Source organism: Proluteimonas luteida (assembly GCF_021191695.1).
In the GTDB taxonomy this organism is placed as follows: domain Bacteria; phylum Pseudomonadota; class Gammaproteobacteria; order Xanthomonadales; family Xanthomonadaceae; genus Luteimonas; species Luteimonas luteida.
Genome location: NZ_JAIWPT010000011.1, coordinates 19,671 through 37,625, shown reverse-complemented (window position 1 = coordinate 37,625; position 17,955 = coordinate 19,671). Strand labels below are relative to the sequence as shown.

15 protein-coding genes are annotated in these 17,955 nt (G+C 71.5%); all 15 read right to left on the bottom strand.

Annotated features, from left to right (window positions below; genetic code table 11):
- Positions 1 to 37: 37 nt before the first annotated feature.
- The 15 genes from LDO26_RS10960 to LDO26_RS10890 all read right to left on the bottom strand — a co-directional run bounded on the left by LDO26_RS10960 (position 38) and on the right by LDO26_RS10890 (position 17,951).
- Positions 38 to 502, bottom strand: coding sequence for a nuclear transport factor 2 family protein (locus LDO26_RS10960; protein ID WP_232131135.1), 465 nt, complete (start codon positions 500 to 502; stop codon positions 38 to 40).
- The gene (locus LDO26_RS10955) at positions 499 to 1,662 is read right to left on the bottom strand and encodes an acyl-CoA dehydrogenase family protein (RefSeq protein ID WP_232131134.1); all 1,164 of its coding nucleotides are present in this window, start codon (positions 1,660 to 1,662) and stop codon (positions 499 to 501) included. Before LDO26_RS10955 ends, LDO26_RS10960 begins: the two co-directional genes overlap by 4 nt.
- Before the next feature lie 12 nt (positions 1,663 to 1,674).
- Positions 1,675 to 2,190, bottom strand: coding sequence for a MarR family winged helix-turn-helix transcriptional regulator (locus LDO26_RS10950; RefSeq protein WP_232131133.1), 516 nt, complete (start codon positions 2,188 to 2,190; stop codon positions 1,675 to 1,677).
- A gap of 17 nt (positions 2,191 to 2,207) precedes the next feature.
- Positions 2,208 to 3,683: an NAD-dependent succinate-semialdehyde dehydrogenase gene (locus LDO26_RS10945; RefSeq protein WP_232131132.1), complete on the bottom strand. Its 1,476-nt coding sequence runs from the start codon at positions 3,681 to 3,683 to the stop codon at positions 2,208 to 2,210.
- On the bottom strand, positions 3,680 to 5,152 hold the full coding sequence (locus LDO26_RS10940; protein ID WP_232131131.1) for a carotenoid oxygenase family protein: 1,473 nt from the start codon (positions 5,150 to 5,152) through the stop codon (positions 3,680 to 3,682). Before LDO26_RS10940 ends, LDO26_RS10945 begins: the two co-directional genes overlap by 4 nt.
- 111 nt (positions 5,153 to 5,263) lie before the next feature.
- Positions 5,264 to 6,775, bottom strand: coding sequence for an aldehyde dehydrogenase family protein (locus LDO26_RS10935; RefSeq protein WP_232131130.1), 1,512 nt, complete (start codon positions 6,773 to 6,775; stop codon positions 5,264 to 5,266).
- Between the two features lie 65 nt (positions 6,776 to 6,840).
- Positions 6,841 to 8,472 (bottom strand): GMC family oxidoreductase, encoded by a 1,632-nt coding sequence (locus tag LDO26_RS10930; RefSeq protein WP_232131129.1) that lies wholly within the window; start codon positions 8,470 to 8,472, stop codon positions 6,841 to 6,843.
- 3 nt (positions 8,473 to 8,475) lie between these two features.
- Entirely contained in the window at positions 8,476 to 8,949 is a 474-nt protein-coding gene (locus LDO26_RS10925; RefSeq protein WP_232131128.1) for a DUF3237 domain-containing protein, read from the bottom strand.
- The gene (locus LDO26_RS10920; RefSeq protein ID WP_232131127.1) at positions 8,946 to 10,328 is read right to left on the bottom strand and encodes a spinster family MFS transporter; all 1,383 of its coding nucleotides are present in this window, start codon (positions 10,326 to 10,328) and stop codon (positions 8,946 to 8,948) included. The genes LDO26_RS10925 and LDO26_RS10920 overlap by 4 nt, the downstream gene beginning before the upstream one ends.
- The gene (locus tag LDO26_RS10915) at positions 10,325 to 11,713 is read right to left on the bottom strand and encodes a spinster family MFS transporter (protein WP_232131126.1); all 1,389 of its coding nucleotides are present in this window, start codon (positions 11,711 to 11,713) and stop codon (positions 10,325 to 10,327) included. The genes LDO26_RS10920 and LDO26_RS10915 overlap by 4 nt, the downstream gene beginning before the upstream one ends.
- Positions 11,714 to 11,734: 21 nt before the next feature.
- Entirely contained in the window at positions 11,735 to 13,189 is a 1,455-nt protein-coding gene (locus tag LDO26_RS10910) for an aldehyde dehydrogenase (RefSeq protein WP_232131125.1), read from the bottom strand.
- Positions 13,190 to 13,247: 58 nt separating this feature from the next.
- Entirely contained in the window at positions 13,248 to 14,684 is a 1,437-nt protein-coding gene (locus tag LDO26_RS10905) for an NAD-dependent succinate-semialdehyde dehydrogenase (RefSeq protein ID WP_232131124.1), read from the bottom strand.
- Positions 14,681 to 15,781, bottom strand: coding sequence for an amidohydrolase family protein (locus LDO26_RS10900; protein ID WP_232131123.1), 1,101 nt, complete (start codon positions 15,779 to 15,781; stop codon positions 14,681 to 14,683). Before LDO26_RS10900 ends, LDO26_RS10905 begins: the two co-directional genes overlap by 4 nt.
- Positions 15,778 to 17,448 (bottom strand): GMC family oxidoreductase, encoded by a 1,671-nt coding sequence (locus tag LDO26_RS10895; RefSeq protein WP_232131122.1) that lies wholly within the window; start codon positions 17,446 to 17,448, stop codon positions 15,778 to 15,780. Before LDO26_RS10895 ends, LDO26_RS10900 begins: the two co-directional genes overlap by 4 nt.
- On the bottom strand, positions 17,448 to 17,951 hold the full coding sequence (locus LDO26_RS10890) for a DUF3237 domain-containing protein (RefSeq protein WP_232131121.1): 504 nt from the start codon (positions 17,949 to 17,951) through the stop codon (positions 17,448 to 17,450). The genes LDO26_RS10895 and LDO26_RS10890 overlap by 1 nt, the downstream gene beginning before the upstream one ends.
- Positions 17,952 to 17,955: the final 4 nt, after the last annotated feature.

The window sequence follows — 17,955 nt, the reverse complement described above, 5'->3', positions numbered from 1 at the left end:
TCCCGCGGCGGGAAGAACACCCCAGCGGGGATCGCGCCTAGCCGATCCGCAAGGCCAGGCTGCCGCGTCGCGACAGGAACAGCCAGCGGCCCTCGACCTGCACCAGTTCGTCGTCGAAGCCACCGAGCAGGTGCGGACCGGACGCCGGATACGGCGGCGCCTGCGCGGCGGTGTCGACACCGGCATCGGCGCTGTACAGCGCCACGTAGCTGGTCGCGCGTGCGCGCCCCGGCGACAGCGCATCGATCACGGTGTTGAGCATCAGGTGGCGGGTGAAGCGGCGCGGCCGGTCGCGGAACAGCGCGCGGATCGCCTCGCGCCCGCGCACCGGCGCGTCCGGCGCGGTGGGCCGCGCGAAGCTGCCGTCCTCGACGAACATCTCCGCCAATGCATCATGGTCACCGGCATCGTTGCGCAGCGCGAAACGCCGGATCAGCTGCTCGCATTCGAACGCGATCCGGAACGCCTGTCCGGGCGGCACCTTCAACGCCGGCTCGTTCATGCGTAGCGCTTGAGCAGGCCGCGCGCGATCACCAGCTGCAGGATCTGGCTGGTGCCCTCGTAGATGCGCAGTACCCGCGCGTCGCGCCACAGCCGCTCGATCGGGTACTCGGCGATGTAGCCGGCGCCGCCGAAGATCTGCAGCGCGCGGTCGGCAACCCGGCCCAGGGCCTCGGAACAGAAGTACTTCGCGGATGCCGCGAGGATGCGCGTGTCGCGTTTCGCCTGCAGCGAACGCGCCGCCTCCATCACCATCGCGTGCCCGGCCAGGTACTCGGCTTCCGAGTCGGCCAGCATGCCCTGGATCAGCTGGAACTCGGCGATCGGCTGGCCGAACTGCTTGCGCGACAGGGCGTAGGTCGCGGCCTCGTCGATGATCCGCTTCATCATGCCGACCGCACTGCCGGCCACGCCGATGCGGCCCGAATCGAGCACCTGCATCGCGATCCGGAAGCCCTTGCCCTCGCCGGCCTCGCCGCCGATCAGGTTCTCCTTCGGCACCCGCACCCGGTCCAGGATCACGTCGCAGATCGGCGCGCCGCGCTGGCCCAGCTTGTGTTCGGGCTTGCCGATGGTCAGGCCCGGCGTGCCCTTCTCGACGATGAAGGCCGAGATGCCGTCGGCGCCGGACTTGCCGGCATCGCTGCGCGCCATCACGGTGAAGACGTCGGCGTGCGTCGCATTGGTGATGAACCGCTTGGTGCCGCTGATCAGGAAATCGTCGCCGTCGCGGACCGCGACGGTGCGGATGTTGGCCGCGTCCGAGCCCGCATCGGGCTCGGTCAGGCAGAACGCGGCGCGCAACTCGCCCGACGCCAGCCCCGGCAGGTAGCGCTGCTTCTGTCCGGGCGTCCCGCCATAGACGATGCCGCGGCTGCCGATGCCCACGTTCGGCCAGAACGCCAGCCGGAACGCCTGCGAGGTGCCGCTGAACAGCATCTGCACCCGGGTTTCCTGCACCACGTCGAGCTCGAAGCCGCCGTACGCCTGCGGGATGCTCAGCCCGAACAGTCCCATCTCGCGCATCTCGTCGAGGATCGCGTCCGGCACCGTGGCCGTTTCCTCGACCGTCTTCTCCAGCGGCATCAGGCGTTCGCGGATGTAGCGGTCGAGGGTGTCGAGGAGTGCGGAAAAGTCGTCTTCGTCGAATGCGGAGGGCATGTGGTGCCTTGCTCAGGTGGGGGCGGTAAGCCGTTTGCGTCGTTTCGGCGCGGCGGCCAGTTCCGCCGGCACCGTGGTGTTCTCGCGCAGGTGCGCGGCGATCTTCTGCAGCTGCTCGCGCAGCGCCGCGGTCTCCGCGCAATCCGGGTCGCTGAAGATCTCGTCCTCGATCAGGCCGATCACGCGGCCGCACTCGTCGACCAGCCTGCGGCCCTTCGCGGTCAGGCTGACCAGCAGCACGCGGCGGTTCTCGGGATCCTCCCTGCGCCGCAGCAGGCCGCGCTCCTCGAGTCCGGCCAGCACCTGGCCCATGGTCTGCGGGGTGACGTAGAAGCGGCGCGACAGCTGCGCCGACGACAGGCCTTCGTGGGACTCCACCACGGTCATGATGGTGTACTGCAGCGGGGTGACGCCAAGCGGCTTCAACGCAGGTTCCAGCCGGGTGGCGCGCAACGCGTGGTAGGCGCTGGCGATGAGGTAGATCGTGCGGGCGCGGTGGCCGCTGCGGCCTTCGGAAGTCGGGCTCAAGACGCGTTCTCCATGTGTCATGTTCCGGCCAGACTAACCAATTTCGTGTCCAGATATCCTTCCAGACCCTCGCTGCCGCCCTCGCTGCCGTAGCCGCTGTCCTTGACCCCGCCGAACGGCGTTTCGGCAAAGGTGATGGCGGTGTTGTTGATCGCCAGCATGCCGCTTTCGACCTCCTCCGACAGCCGGTGCGCGGTCCGGATCGAACCGGTCCACGCATACGCGGCGAGGCCGAAGGGCAACTGGTTGGCGCGCGCGATGGCCTCGTCGACGCTGTCGAACGGCGCGGTCACTGCGACCGGCCCGAACGGTTCCTCGCGCATGATCCGCGCCGCGTCCGGCACGTCGGCCAGCACGGTCGGCGCCCAGAAGTTGCCGGGGCCGTCGATCCGGCCGCCGCAGACCCGCTCGGCGCCGGCCGCCACCGCATCGTCGACCAGCGTCCGCATCGCCTCGATCCGGCGCGGGTTGGCGAGCGGCCCCATCTGCACGCCGGGCCTGCGCCCGTCGCCGACCGCCAGCGCCGCGGCCGCCGCGGCGAAACGCGCGACGAAGCGGTCGTGGACCTGGCGCTGCACGTAGAAGCGGGTCGGCGCGATGCACACCTGCCCCGCGTTGCGGTACTTGAAGGCCACCAGCTGGTCGACCGCGGCGTCGATGTCGGCGTCGGCGAACACCAGCACCGGCGCGTGCCCGCCCAGTTCCAGCGTCATGCGCTTGATCGCCCCGCCCGCCAGCGCGCCGAGCTGGCGGCCCACGGCGGTGGACCCGGTGAACGACAGCTTGCGGATCCGCGCCGACGCCACCAGCGTCTGCGAGATCGTCGCCGGCACGCCGGTCACCACGTTCAGCACGCCCGCCGGCAGGCCGGCATCGTCGAGCGCCCGCGCCAGCTGCAGGCAGGTGCCGGGCGTTTCCTCGGCCGGCTTGATGATGCAGGTGCAGCCGGCGGCCAGCGACGCGGCGATCTTGCGCGCGGGAATCAGCGCCGGGATGTTCCACGGCGAGAATGCCGCGACCGGACCCACCGGCTGCCGCAGCACCAGGTAGCGCAGTTGCTCCGGTGCGCGCGAGGGCACGACCCGGCCGTAGGCGCGGCGCCCCTCCTCGGCGAACCAGTCGAACACGTCGGCCGCCGCCAGGATCTCGCCGCGGGCCTCGTGCAGCGGCTTGCCCTGCTCCAGCGTCGTGATCGCGGCGATCGCCTCGACCCGTTCGCGCAGCAGCGCGGCGGCGCGCCTGATGATGCCCCCGCGCTCGAACGCCGAGGTCCGTCGCCACGGGCCGAAGGCCGCGTCGGCGGCGGCCAGCGCCTGCTCGAGGTCGTCCGCGGTGGCATGCACGAGCGCGCCGACCGCCTCGCCGGTCGCGGGATTGCGGACCGGCGAGATGTCGCGCCCGGCGCCGTCGAGCCACTGGCCGCCGATGAACAGCATCGGCGGCGGATACGCCGCGCCTCCGGCAGGCGCGTCGACCGTGGGTACCGACGTCATGCGCCGGCCGGCCGCGGCGGCAGGTCCTCGACCGGCACCCAGTTGCCGTGCAGGCCGTTGCGCAGCTTCAGCGGCAGCTTGATCGTCGCGATCGGGCCTTCCTGCAGGCGCTGGGCGTCGAGGACCAGCAGGTCCGAACGCTGCTCGTCGTAGCGGTTGGCCAGCGCGACCAGGTAGCCCTCGCCTTCCGGCGCGTCCTTCGACGCGGGAATGAACGCCGGCTCCTGCAGCGACGACACCGGGCCGACGTAGTACACGTCGTCGCTGCTGCCGGTCGCGTGATCGATATGGCCGAGGCAGTTGATGAACATGCCGGTGATGCTGCCGGCGCGCTTCTCGTCGTAGGGGCGCGAGCGGTCGCTGACGCAGATGTAGCCGTGGCGGTAGGCCTCCATCGCGTAGCGGTCGTCGATCCGCGGGAACTCGCCGGCCAGCGTGGTCAGCTGCTCGAAGCCGATGCCCTCGCCGCCCGCGTAGTCGACCGACCAGCGCGTCACGTGCGCGGTCGCGGCGACCGGGTCGAACGGCGCGCCGGTCACGTCCGGGAAGAACGGGAACATGTTGCCCTTGGCGACCGGCGTGTCGAAATGGATCTTCGTGCCGTCGTTGAACGCGTTCATCACGTGCGAGGCGAACAGGTTCGAGGTCCGGAACCAGCGCAGGTCCTTCGCGCTGCCGCGCCGCGGCAGCACGCCCAGGTAGACGTCCTTGCTTGCGTCCCATCCGAACGTGGGACGGCCGGCGCGGGCGAAATCCAGGCTGCTGATCACCGGCACGATCGGGAAGACCACGTAGTCGCGGGTGACGCCGAAGTCGTGCACCAGGCACGGGTACGGCATCTGGAACCAGACTTCGTGGACGATCTTCCCGTCGCGGTCGATCACGTAGTACGCCACGTCCGGCGAGGCGATGCCCTTGGCCGAGTAGCCGAAGGCGATCATCTCGCCGGTGTGCGGGTCGAGCTTGGGATGCGCGGTGAAGGTCTCGCTGGTCAACACGCCCTCGTAGTCGTAGTAGCCCCTGGTCTCCAGGGTCCACGGATCCATGACCAGCGGCGGGCTGTCCTCCTTCAGCGCCAGCAGCTTGCCGGCGTGGTAGACGACGTTGGTGTTGGCGGTCCCGCGGATGCGGCCCTCGACCGCGGGATCGTCGAAGAACGGATTGCGGTAGGCCCCGAACAGCGCCTTGCGCGCATCGCGCTCGAGCAGGAACTTGTCGGTGCGCGCGTAGCGGCACTTCAGGTCGACGCGGCCCTTCTCGAACCGGAACGCGCTGACCATGCCGTCGCCGTTGAAGTAGATGTCGTTGCCCAGCCGCGGCGGGTACTGCGGATCGGGACCGACCCGGTAGAAGATGCCGTCCAGCCCCTCCGGCACCTGGCCCTCGACCTCGAGGTCATGGATGTCCACCTCCATGCGCAGCGGCGTGTTGAATCCGGTGTAGATCGGCAGCGGGGGAAACGCATTCATCGACGGCTCCAGGCAAGGACGGCGAACCAGCCCAATATGTAAGTATTCTTTATATATAGGACGCGGGCTGTCAATGTGCGCTGCAGCAAAGCGTCCGCGCCGCGCCGGACGCTACAGCCCGACGAACACCGACTTGACCTCGGTATAGGCCTCGACGCCGGCCTGGCCGTTCTCCCGGCCCCAGCCGGACTGCTTGTAGCCGCCGAACGGCAGCGCGAAGTCCATGCCCACCGGCGTGTTGATGCGCACCGTGCCCGCCTGCAGGCGCCGGGCCAGGCGGTGCGCGGTGGAGATGTCGCGGGTCCACACGCTCGCCGACAGCCCGTAGGGGCTGTCGTTGCCACGGGCGGCCAGCGACTCGAGGTCGTCCTCGTCGTCGAACGCCATCGCGCTCAGCACCGGGCCGAAGATCTCCTCCCGCACCACCGTCATGTCGGGGCGCGCGCCCGCGAGCACGGTGGGCTGGACGAAATGGCCGGGGCCGTCGACCGCGCCGCCGCCGGCGACCACCTCGCAGCCCTGCGCGCGGCCGCTGTCGATGTAGCCGAGCACCCGGGCGCGCTGGGCCTCGGAGATCAGCGGGCCGATCTCGGTGCCCGGCTCGACGCCGGCGCCGAGCCTGAGCGCGCGCGCGCGCGCCGCCACGCCCTCGACGAGGCGGTCGAACACGGCGCGGTGCGCGAACAGGCGCGAACCGGCGACGCAGACCTGCCCCGCGTTGCCGAAGATGCCGCGCGCCACGGCGTCGATCGCGCGCTCGACGTCGGCGTCGGCGAACACGAACACCGGCGACTTGCCGCCGAGCTCCAGCGTGACCCGCTTCAGGTCGTCGGCCGACGCGCGCACGATCGCCTTGCCGACCCCGGTCGAGCCGGTGAAGGAGATCTTGTCGACGCCGCGATCGGCGACCAGCGCGGCGCCGGCTTCGGCGCCGGTGCCCGTCACCAGGTTCACCACGCCCGGCGGGAAGCCGGTTTCCTCGATCAGCTGGCACAGGCGGATCGCCGACAGCGGCGTGAGCTCTGCCGGCTTCAGCACCACGGTGCAGCCCGCCGCGAGCGCCGCCGACAGCTTGCCGACGGTCATCGCCAGCGGCATGTTCCAGGCCACGATCAGGCCGGCGACGCCGACCGGCTCGCGCAACGTGTAGGCATGCCACTCCCCCGGCACCGACGGCGTCAGCGTCTGCCCCGCCAGGCGCGTCGCCCAGCCGGCGTTGTAGCGCAGCGAACCGACCGCGCCGCCGATGTTGAACATGCGCGCGCTGGCAAAGGGCATGCCGTTGTCGAGGGTATCGATCAACGCCAGCTCGTCGGCATGCGCCTCGATCGCGTCCGCCAGGCGCTCGAGCAGCCGCGCGCGCGCGGCCGGCGGCAGCCGCGGCCACGGCCCGGCGTCGAACGCCCGGCGCGCGGCCTGCACGGCGCGGCCGACATCCCCGGCCTGGCCGTCGGCGACCTCGGCCAGGCGCTGGCCGGTGGCGGGATCGTGGGTCGGGAAGCGCCCGCCGGCCCCGGCCGGCCGCCATGCGCCGTCGATGAACAGGTCGTGCGGACCGGCGAGGAAGGCGTCCACGCGGGCGCGCAGGGCGTCGGTGACGGTCGGGGGCGGCGGCAGGGTCATGGCGGTCTCGGGGCGCAGGGGCGGGGAATAGGAGGGAAAGCGGATCGGGGAACCGGGTTGCGGCATCAGGACGGCGCGGCAGCGGGCATGCCGCGGATCAGGTCGGCGGCCTTCTCGCCGATCATGATCGCCGCGGCATTGGTATTGGCGCCGGGGACGGTGGGCATGATCGAGGCGTCGGCCACGCGCAGGCCGCGGATGCCGCGCACCCGCAGCTGCGGGTCGACCACGGCATCGTCGCCGGTGCCCATGCGGCAGGTGCCGACCGGGTGCTGGGTGACGCCGGCGGTCGCGCGGATGAACGCGTCGAGCGCGGCGTCCGACTGTGCCGCCGGGCCCGGCGCGATCTCCTCGCCGGTCAGTTCCGACTGCGGCGCCGTGCGGTAGATGTCGCGCGCCGCGCGGATGCCGCGGCGCATCGTCGCGAAGTCCTCTTCCGCGGCGAACAGGTTCAGCTCGATCCTCGGCAGCCCGGCGGGGTCGGCCGAATGCAGGCCGACGCGGCCGCGGCTGACCGGGTGCAGCAGGCACACCATCGTCGTCAGCCGGTGCGGCTTCGCGGCGACGACGCCGGGGAACCACAGCCCCGCGTCCATGCGCACGGGATTGGCGCACAGCTGGATGTCGGGCCGGTCCAGGCCGGGCGCGGTGCGGATGACGATGTTGCAGCTGTTGATCTGGGTCGCGAACGGGCCACCGCCGCCCACCGACCAGCGCAGCGCCGACCACAGCGCGCGGTCGAAGCGCAGCTGGTTGAGGAAGGTGACCGGCCGGGTCGCCTCGAACTGCAGCAGCACGCGCGGGTGCTCAGAGAGGTTGCCGCCGACGCCCGGCAGCGCGTGCAGCACCTCGATCCCGTGCCGCCGGAGTTCGTCCGGCGGCCCGATGCCCGACAGCATCAGCAGCTGCGGCGAGTTGTACGCGCCGCCGCACAGGATCACCTCGCGCGTCGCGCGGGCGATGTGCACCTCGTCGCCGTGCCGGTACTCGACGCCCGTCGCGCGGTCCTGCTCGACCAGCACGCGCGCCGTGGTCGCGCGGGTGCGCACGGTCAGGTTGGAACGCCGCATCGCCGGATGCAGGAACGCGCGCGCGGCGCTGGCACGGCGGCCACGGTGGTCGATGGTCACGTCGCCGCGCGCGAAGCCCTCGGTGACGTCGCCGTCGATGTCCTCGCTGGTCGCGTAGCCGGCCGCCGCCGCGGTGCGCATCATCGGCTCGTGCAGCAGGTGCGCGGTGTCGATGGCCCGCACCTGCAGCGCGCCGCCGCGCGAATGGTAACGGTCCGGCGCGCGCCACGAATCCTCGGAACGGCGGAAGTACGGCAGCACGTCCTCGAAGCCCCATCCCTCGCAGCCGAGGTCGCGCCATTCGTCGAAATCGCGCGGATGCCCGCGCATGTAGAACATGCCGTTGATCGACGAGGAACCGCCCAGCACCTTGCCGCGCGGCAACGGCAGCCGGCGGCCGTCGAGGTACGGCTCCGGCTCGGTCTGCAGCGGCCAGGTGAACTCGGGGCGGAACAGCGCCTTCATGAATCCCATGGGCATGCGCAGCAGCGGATGGCTGTCGTTGCCGCCGGCCTCGAGCACCAGCACGCGCACGTCCGCGTCCTCGCTCAGGCGGCTGGCGACCACGCACCCGGCGGAGCCGGCGCCGACCACGATGTAGTCGTACGTGTTGTCGGCACTGGCCATCGCCTACAGCACCTTGAAGTAGCGGATCACGTTGCCTTCCGGGGTCTTGTCCGCGACGCCGACGAAGACGTAGCGCATCAGCCAGTCGTAGGGGCCGCTCTGCACCTCGAACTTCGGCGAAGCCCGCATGTAGTACTCGGACGGGTCCACCGGCTCGCGCCGGCGCATGCGCGCCATCACTTCTTCCGAGCCCCAGCGGTAGCCGCGGTTCTGCATGTAGATGCTGACGCCGTCGTCGGTCTGCAGCACGTAGCGGGCGTCGAAGTCGAGCACGCCGTCGGGGCGCACCACCGCCCAGTCGCCGCCGCTGCCGGACAGCACCCGCCCGCGGATGCCGGGCCCCTCGAATTCCCCGTCCTCCAGGTAGACGGCGGCGCGCTCGTGGCCGAGCGGCGACTTGCCCATGTACAGCGCGGGGCGCAGGCGGATGCGGACGGCGAAGGCGAATTCGAGTCGTGGGGGGGCGGGCAGGCTCATGAGACGTCGGGCTCCATGTCGCGGGCGAGGGTCCGGGATGCGAGGTAGTAGTGGAAGGCGCCCCACAGGAACACGAGGCCGCAGATCACCGTGGCGTAGCGGATGCCCTGGGCCGCGGCCTGGGCGCAGGCCGCCGCCGCGTCGGGGCCGGCGCCGGCCAGCGCCGCGGCCGAGCACGACTGCGCGTGGTCGCCGCTGCCGAACGCGCGCGCGGTGAACACGTCGCTGGCGCCGCCGATGAAGATCGGCCCCAGGCCCTGGCCGATCAGGGTGTTGACCAGCAGCACCACCGCCGATGCCGACGCGCGCATGCGCGGGCCGACCATGGTGTAGGCCACCGCGAAGGTGGGCCCGTACCAGATGTACATCATGCTGCCGAACACCAGCATCATCGCCGCGGCGACGATCCAGTTGGTCTGCAGGAACGCGAACAGATAGAACGGCGTGGCGACCGCGACGCCGAGCGCGACCACCCACAGGTACCAGCGCGTGTCGCGCTTGCCGGCCCAGTCCGACAGGAACCCGCCGATCCCGTTGCCGGCCATCGCGCCGATGCCGGTGATCAGGCCGAACGCCAGTCCCGCCTGGGCGAAGCTCATCCCGAACACGCGCGAGAAGTAGATCGGCATGAACATGTTGATGCCGAAGTTGGCGAAGCCGACCAGCGCGCAGCCGATGGTCAGGTGCACGAAGGTCTTCTTGCGCAGGATCAGCCGGATCACCTCCAGCAGCGGCGGCGGCGGGGTCCTGGCCTGCTCGACCGCGCCGTCGGCCAGGCCGCGCGGCGGCTCGCGCAGGGTCAGCGCCACCAGCAGCGCCAGGGCGATGCCGGGGATGCCCAGGATCAGGAAGGCCGCGCGCCAGCCCATGTTCTGCACGATCCAGCCGCCGAGGATCGCGCCGCAGAACGACCCCAGCGGCACCCCGAGCGCGAACAGCGCGAAGGCGGTCGCCCGGCGCTTGGCCGGGAAGTGGTCGGCGATCAGCGAATGCGAGGCCGGCGTGCTGCCCGCCTCGCCCACGCCCACGCCGATCCGCAGCAGCAGCAGCTGGATGTAGTTCTGCGCCACGCCGCACAGCGTGGTCATCAGCGACCACAGCGCGACGCAGGCGGCGAGGATCCGGACCCGGCTGTAGCGCTCCGACAGCCGCGCCAGCGGGATGCCGAGCAGCGCATAGAACAGCGCGAACGCCATGCCGCCGAGCAGGCCCAGCTGCAGGTCGCTCAGTTCGAGGTCGAGCTTCATCGCCTGGCCGACCGTGGCCACGATGATCCGGTCCATGAAGTTGGACGCGTAGGTCAGGATCAACAGGACCAGCAGCCAGGCGCGGTAGCGCGGGCTGAAGCGGGCGGACGCACTCTGCGGTTCGGGTTTCACTGGTTGGCGCCTTGGTCGGTGTCGGGGAGTTCCGTGTCACGCTCGAGCGTCCTGGCCGCACGGAAGTAGTGCCAGGCACCCCACAGGAAGAAGCAGGCGCAGGCGATCGCGGCGTAGCGCACGCCCTGCGCGGACGCCTGCGCGCAGGCGGCGGCCACGCCGTCGGCGATGCGCGAGGCGTCGCCGCAGGCCTGCGCAAAGCCGTCGCCGCCGGCGTAGGCCCGGCCGGCGAACCAGTCGCTGGCCAGGCCCATGAACACCGGGCCGAGCCCGTGCCCGATCAGGCTGATGGTCAGCAGCACCAGGGCCGACACCGAGGCGCGCATGCGCGGGCCGACGAGGCTGTAGGCGATGGCGAAGGTCGGGCCGTACCACAGGTACAGCAGCCCGCCGAACACCAGCAGCATCGCCGCCGAGGCCGCCCAGCCCTGCTGCAGGAACGCGAGCATGTAGAACGGCGCGGTGACCGCGACGCCGAGCGCGACCACCCACAGGTACCAGCGCCGGTCGCGCCGGCCGGCCCAGTCGGAGACGTAGCCGCCGACGATCTTGCCCAGGATCGCGCCGCAGCCGGTGATCAGGCCGAACGCCAGCCCGGCCTGCGCATAGCTCATCCCGAACACGCGGGTGAAGTAGATCGGCATGAACATGTTGATGCCGAAGTTGGCGAAGCCGATCAGCGCGCAGCCGAAGGTCATGTGCAGGAAGGTCGGCTTGCGCAGCAGCAGGCGGACCACCTGCCCCATCGACGGCACCGGGCCGTCGGCGACCGGCGCCGCCGCTTCCGACATCCCGCGCCTGGGCTCGCGCATGGTGAACAGCACCAGCGCGGCAAGCACCAGGCCGGGCGCGCCGATGCACACGAACGTCGCCCGCCAGCCCAGGTGCTGGACGATCCAGCCGCCGAGGATCGCGCCGACGAAGGCGCCCAGCGGAATGCCCAGCCCGAACAGCGCGAACGCCGCGCCGCGCCGGCCCGGCGCGAAGTAGTCGGCGATCAGCGAATGCGAGGCCGGCGTGCTGCCCGCCTCGCCGATGCCCACGCCGATCCGCAGCAGCAGCAGCTGCACGTAGTTCTGCGCGACCCCGCACAGCGCGGTCATCGCCGACCACACCGCGGCGCACGCGGCGATGATCCTGACCCGGCTGTAGCGCTCCGACAGCCGCGCCAGCGGGATGCCCATCAGCGAGTAGAACAGCGCGAACGACATCCCGCCCAGCAGGCCCAGCTGCAGGTCGCTCAGCCCCAGGTCGACCTTCATCGCCTGGCCCACGGTGGCCACGACGATGCGGTCGGCGAAGTTGGAGGCGTAGACCAGCACCAGCAGCCACAGCGCCCAGCGGCGGCGGGCGTCGGACTGCCCGGTTGGATCGGTTGCGTGCACGTCGGTCTCCCGGGACGGGAATCAGATGGGGAAGTGGCCGGGCCGGGTCTCGATCGTGATCCAGCGCAGTTCGGTGAACTCGGCGATGCCCGCGCGGCCGCCGAAGCGGCCGTAGCCGCTGGCCTTGGTGCCGCCGAAGGGCATCTGCGCCTCGTCGTGCACGGTCGGGCCGTTGACGTGGCAGATGCCGGAGCGGATCCGCCCGGCGATGCGCAGCGCGCGCGCGATGTCGCGGCTGAACACCGAGGCCGACAGCCCGTACTCGCTGTCGTTGGCGATCCGCAGCGCGTCGTCCTCGTCCCGTGCGCGGATCACCGCGACCACCGGGCCGAAGGACTCCTCGCGGTAGATGCGCATCTCCGGCGTCACCCCGTCGAGCACGGTCGCGTCCATCAGCAGGCCGCTGGCCGGGCCGCCGGCGACGATCCGCGCGCCCTTGTCCACGGCATCGGCGATCAGCGCGTTGACGTGCTCGACGCCGGACCGGCTCACCACCGCGCCCAGCGGCGCCTTGCCCTCGGCCGGATCGCCGGCCACCAGCGTTGCCGCCTTCGCCGCGAGCCTGGCGACGAAATCGTCGGCGACCGCGGCATCGACGACCAGCCGCTCGGTCGACATGCAGATCTGGCCCTGGTTCATGAAGGCGCCGAACGCGGCCGCCTTGACCGCCTCGTCGAGGTCGGCGTCGTCGAGCACCAGCAGCGGCGCCTTGCCGCCCAGTTCCAGCAGCACGGGGGTCAGCGTCTTCGCGCCGAGTTCGGCGATGATCCGGCCGACGCGGGTGGACCCGGTGAAGTTGACCCGCGTCACCGCGGGATGCTCGACCAGCGCGGCGACGACGGCCGCGGCGTCCTCCGGCGCGTTGGTCACGACGTTGACCACGCCGGGCGGGAACCCGGCGTCGACCAGCGCGTCGGCGATCAGCGCGTGGGTGCGCGGGCAGACCTCGGAGGCCTTGAACACCACGGTGTTGCCGCAGGCCAGCGGGGTCGCGATCGCGCGCACGCCCAGGATCACCGGCGCGTTCCACGGCGCGATGCCGAGCACCACGCCGGCCGGCTGGCGGATCGACATCGCCAGGCAGCCGGGCTTGTCGGACGGGATCGTCTCGCCCGAGACCTGGGTGGTCAGCGCCGCGGCCTCGCGCAGCATGCCGGCGGCCAGCATCACGTTGAAGCGCGCCCAGCCTTCGGTAGAGCCGATCTCGGCGCGCATCGCATCGACGAAATCGTCGGCGCGCGCCTGCAGCGCGTCGGCCGCCTTCAGCAGCAGCGCGCGGCGTGCGTTGGGGCCGGTTCCGGCCCAGGCCTCGAACGCGGCGTGGGCGGCGTCGGCCGCCCGGCAGGCGTCGGCGGGCGTCGCCGCCGCCGCGCGCGTGGCGATGCCGCCGTCGAGCGGACTGGTCCGCGTGTAGATGGCGCCGCCTTCGGCCGCGACCGCTTGGCCGGCGACCAGCAACTGGATGTCGCGCATCATTGTGTCCCTCCACGTGTGTGTCGTGCGGCGGATCTGCGTCCGCTCGCACGCCGGGCGCCTAGACGCCCTGGGTGATCTGCTTGGTGACCAGGCAGGCGTCCAGCCCCTCGATCGCGTTCTCCGAGCCGTGCCCGCTTTCCTTGACCCCGCCGAACGGCGCGTCGGCGGCGCCGATGGCGATGCTGTTGATGCCGATCATCCCGGCCTCCAGCGCGTCGCCGATCCGCAGCGCGGTCTCCGCCGAACGGGTGAACACGTAGGCCGCCAGCCCGAACGGCAGGCGGTTGGCCTGCTCGACGACCTCGTCGAATGTACGGAACCGCGACATCAGCGCCACTGGACCAAAGGGCTCCTCGTTGAGCAGGCGCGCCTCCAGCGGCAGCTCGCTGATGACGGTCGGCTCGAAGAACCAGCCCGGGCCGGCGATCCGCTTGCCGCCCAGCAGCACCTTCGCGCCACGGGCGCGGGCGTCGGCGATCAGTTCGTCCATCGCGTCGAGCCGGCGCGGGTTGGCCATCGGCCCGACCTGCACGCCGTCCTCGAGCCCGTTGCCGACCTTGAGCGCGGACGCGCGCTCGACGAAGGCGGACACGAACCGCTCGTAGACCGCCTCCTGGATGAAGAACCGGGTCGGCGCGACGCAGACCTGGCCGCAGTTGCGGTACTTGCTGCCGACCATCAGGGTCAGCGCCTTGTCGAGGTCGGCATCGTCGAAGACGATCACCGGCGCGTGCCCGCCGAGTTCCATCGTCGTGCGCTGGCAGCGCTCGGCGGCGAGCTTGAGCAGGTGCTTGCCGACCGGCACCGAACCGGTGAACGAGACCTTGCGGATCACGTCCGAATCCAGCAGGTGGCGCGAGACCGGGTCCGGCTCGCCGAACACGATGTTCATCACGCCCTTCGGCAGGCCGCCCTCGAGCAGCGCCCGCGCCACCAGCATCGCCGAGGCCGGCGCCTCCTCCGGCGGCTTGAGGATGACCGAGCAGCCGGCGCCGATCGGTGCGCCGAGCTTGCGCGCGGGATTGCCGAGCGGGAAGTTCCACGGCGCGAACGCGGCGACCGGACCGACCGAGGCCTTGACCACCAGCGAGCGGCTGCCGGCCGGGCGGGCCAGCACCCGGCCGTAGGCGCGGCGGCCTTCCTCGGCGTACCACTGCAGGCAGTCGGCGGCCATGTGCACCTCGACCCGGCTCTCGGCCAGCGGCTTGCCCTCTTCGGTCGTGGCGACCCGGGCGACGTCCTCGAGGTTGTCGAGCAGCCATTCGGCGGCCCGGCGCAGCACCCGGGCCCGGTCCTGGGCCGGGGTGTCGCGCCACAGCGCGAAGCCGCGCCGGCTCGACGCCAGCGCGCGGTCCAGGTCGTCGGGCGTCGCCAGCGGCAGCTGTCCGATCACCTCGCCGGTGGCGGGGTCGAGGACCGGCCAGGTCCGGCGGTCGCCGGCCGGTTCCCACTCGCCGTCGATGTGCATCCGGATCTCGGGATAGGCGATGCTCATGCCGCCGCTCCGGTGGCCGCGTCGGCCGGCGCGATCCGGAACAGGCGCTCGGCGTTGGTCTGGAAGAACTGCTTCTTGACCTCGGCCGGCATGTCCATACGGTCGAGGATGCCGACCTCGCCGGGCACGTACTGGTACGGGTAGTCCATCGCGTACATCACCCGGTCCACGCCGATCACGTCCTGGACGAAGCGGATCGACGGCGCCCAGGCCACGCCGCTGTTGGTGTAGTGGACGTTCTCGCGCAGATAGTCGCTGACCTTGCGCTGCAGCGGCTGCATCGCCTCGTAGCGCTTGGACACCACGCCGGCGCGGTGCATGTAGTCGAGCCGGTAGAGCCAGAACGGCAGCGCCTCGCCGGTGTGCCCGAGGATCATCTGCAGCTTCGGGAAGCGGTCGAACACACCGGCGATGATGATGCGCAGCATGTGCAGCCCGGTCTCGACCGAGAAGCCGAAGATCGCGCCGTCCAGGCCCTTCTCCAGGAACGGCTGGATCATCTGCTTCGACGGCGTGTAGGGATGCAGGTAGATCGGCATCTCCAGCTGCTCGGCGGCCTCGAAGATCGGCCAGAACTTGGGGTCGTCGAGGTACTCGTGGCCAGTATGCGAGTTGATGATCACCCCGCGCAGGCCCAGCGCCTTGGCGCGCGCGATCTCCTTCGCCGCCGCGGCCGGGTCCTGCGGCGCGACCGCGGCCAGGCCGGAATAGCGGTCCGGATGGCGGCGGATGTTGTCGACCAGCCAGTCGTTGGCATAGGTCGCGTAGGCGACCGCGTCGGCCTTCTCCATCACCTGCACGCCCGGCGAGGTCAGCGCCAGCACCGCGTGGTCGACGCCGGCCGCGTCCATGTGCGCCAGCCGCTGCGCGCCGAGGTCGCCGAGCTGGCTGGCGATGATCCGCGCGCGTTCGCTCGGGCTGCTGAGGTAGAAGCCGAACATGGTGTTGAAGCCCGGGTCGTCGACCTTGCCGGCCTCGATCAGCCGCTTGTAGACGTCGAGCATGTCCGGCGGGCAGAACGCCTCCTCGGTGGCGATGCGCCGGTACGGCGGGTTGGCGACGGGTGCGGTCTCCGGCGCGTCGTGGGATGCGGTCATGCGGCGACTCTCCTGGAATCGTGGATGTCGGGGTGCACGCCGGCAGGCGCCGGCGGCAACGGGGGGCGTTCGAGGATCATGTCCGCGGCCTTCTCGGCGATCATGATCGTGGCGGCGTTGGTGTTGCCGCCGACGATCCGCGGCATCACCGAGGCGTCCACCACGCGCAGGCCGTCTAGGCCGTGCACGCGCAGCTGCGCATCGACCACCGCGTCCTCGCCGGTGCCCATCGCGCAGGTGCCGACCGGGTGGAAGGCGGTGCCGATCGCCCAGCGCACGAAGGCGTCGATCTCCGCGTCGCTCGACGCCTCGATCCCGGGCCGGTTCTCGCGGCCGATCACCGGCGCCATCGCGGCGCTGCCGATCAGCTCGCGGACGTGGCGCACGTAGCGCCGGAAGAACAGCCGGTCGCTTTCCTCGGCCAGCAGGTTGAAGTGGATCGCCGGCTTGTCCAGCGGGTCGCCGGAGCGCAGCTTCAGCGATCCGCGGCTGTCCGGCCGCAGCAGCACGTTGGCGGTCGACAGCATGTGCCCGCGTCCGGCGCGGATCCCGGGGAACCAGAGATGGGCGTCGCCGAGGGTCGGCGTCACCAGGGTCTGCCCGTCCGGGCGGTCCAGGCCGTCGCGGGTGCGCAGGAACAGCATGCCGGTGACCGGCATATCGGTCGCCAGGCCGCGGCGCAGCAGCTTCCATTCCACGACGGTCCGCGCCATCCGGTCGAAACGCAGGTGGCGGTCGAAACCGTAGGGGCCGGACAGGTCGTACTCGACGCGCACCGACGGATGGTCCTGCAGGTTGGCGCCGACGCCCGTCAGCGCGTGCCGGGTCGCGATCCCCAGCGGCCGCAGCTGGCGGTCGTCGCCGATGCCCGAGAGCATCAGCAGCTGCGGCGAGTTGAACGCGCCGGCCGCGACGATCACCTCGCGTCCGGCATGCGCGACGTGTTCCTGGCCGTCCTGCAGGTAGCGGACGCCGGTCGCGCGCCCGCGCTCGAGCAGCAGCCGGGTCGCCTGCGCGCCCGTGGCGACGGTGAGGTTGGGGCGCTGCCGCGCCGGCTTCAGGTAGCAGGTCGCGGTGCTGCCGCGGCGGCCGTGCTGGATGTTGAGCTGCGGCAGGCAGAAGCCCTCCTGCAGCCTGCCGTGGTAGTCCGCGGTCGCCGGATGGCCGAGGCTGCGCGCGGCCTCGGCCAGGCGCGGATAGAGGATGTCGTCGGGCGCGTGCTCGACCACGCGCATCGGGCCGCCGGCGCCGTGCCAGGAATCGGCGCCGCGCCAGTGGTCCTCGGCGCGCTGGAAGTACGGCAGCACCTCGCGGTAGCTCCAGCCCGGCAGCCCGCGCGCGGCCCAGTCGTCGAAGTCCAGCGCATGGCCGCGGGCGTAGAGCATGCCGTTGATCGACGAGCAGCCGCCGAGCACCCTGCCGCGCGGCGCCCAGATCCGGCGGCCGTCGGCATGCGCCTCGGGTTCGCCGGTGTAGCCCCAGCCGACCTTCGGATTGGTGCAGATCTTCAGGAACGCCAGCGGCATCGACATGAACGGCAGGCGGTCCTCGCCGCCGGCCTCCAGCAGCAGCACGCTGTGCGCGCACGATGCGCTGAGCCGGTCGGCCAGCACGCAGCCGGCCGAGCCGGCGCCGACGATCACGTAGTCGTAGCCCGTCTGCGGCATCACTTCACCGCGTAGTAGCTGAAGATCGTGTGGTCGGGATCCCAGTGGCGCACGCCGGTGCCGACGATGACGGTCCGGGTGAGCCAGTCGTGCGGCCCGACCGGCGCCTTGAACACCGGGGTGAAGCGGAAGTACGAGGGCTGCGCGGTGCGGTGGCTGCCCGGCTCGCGCGCACCCGGGATCAGGTAGCCGCGGTTGTGGATGTAGATCGTGGTGCCGTCGTCGGCCTCGAGCAGGTAGTGCGCGCTCAGGTCGATGACGCCGTCGGCGCGGATCGTCGCCCAGTCGCCGCCGCCCTGCGGGACCAGGCGCCCGTTGAGGCGTGGCCCGGCGATGGTGCCGCTGCCGACGCGGGTGAACCCGCCATGGCTGTCGCCGACCAGCGGCCCGTAGGTCAGGCGCAGGTCGAAATCGCAGCGGATGTCGAAGACGTGTTCGAGCTCGAGCCCGGCGTGCCCGGATCCGGCGCGCGCCTGTCCGGCATGTTCGTGTCCAGCGCTCATGTTC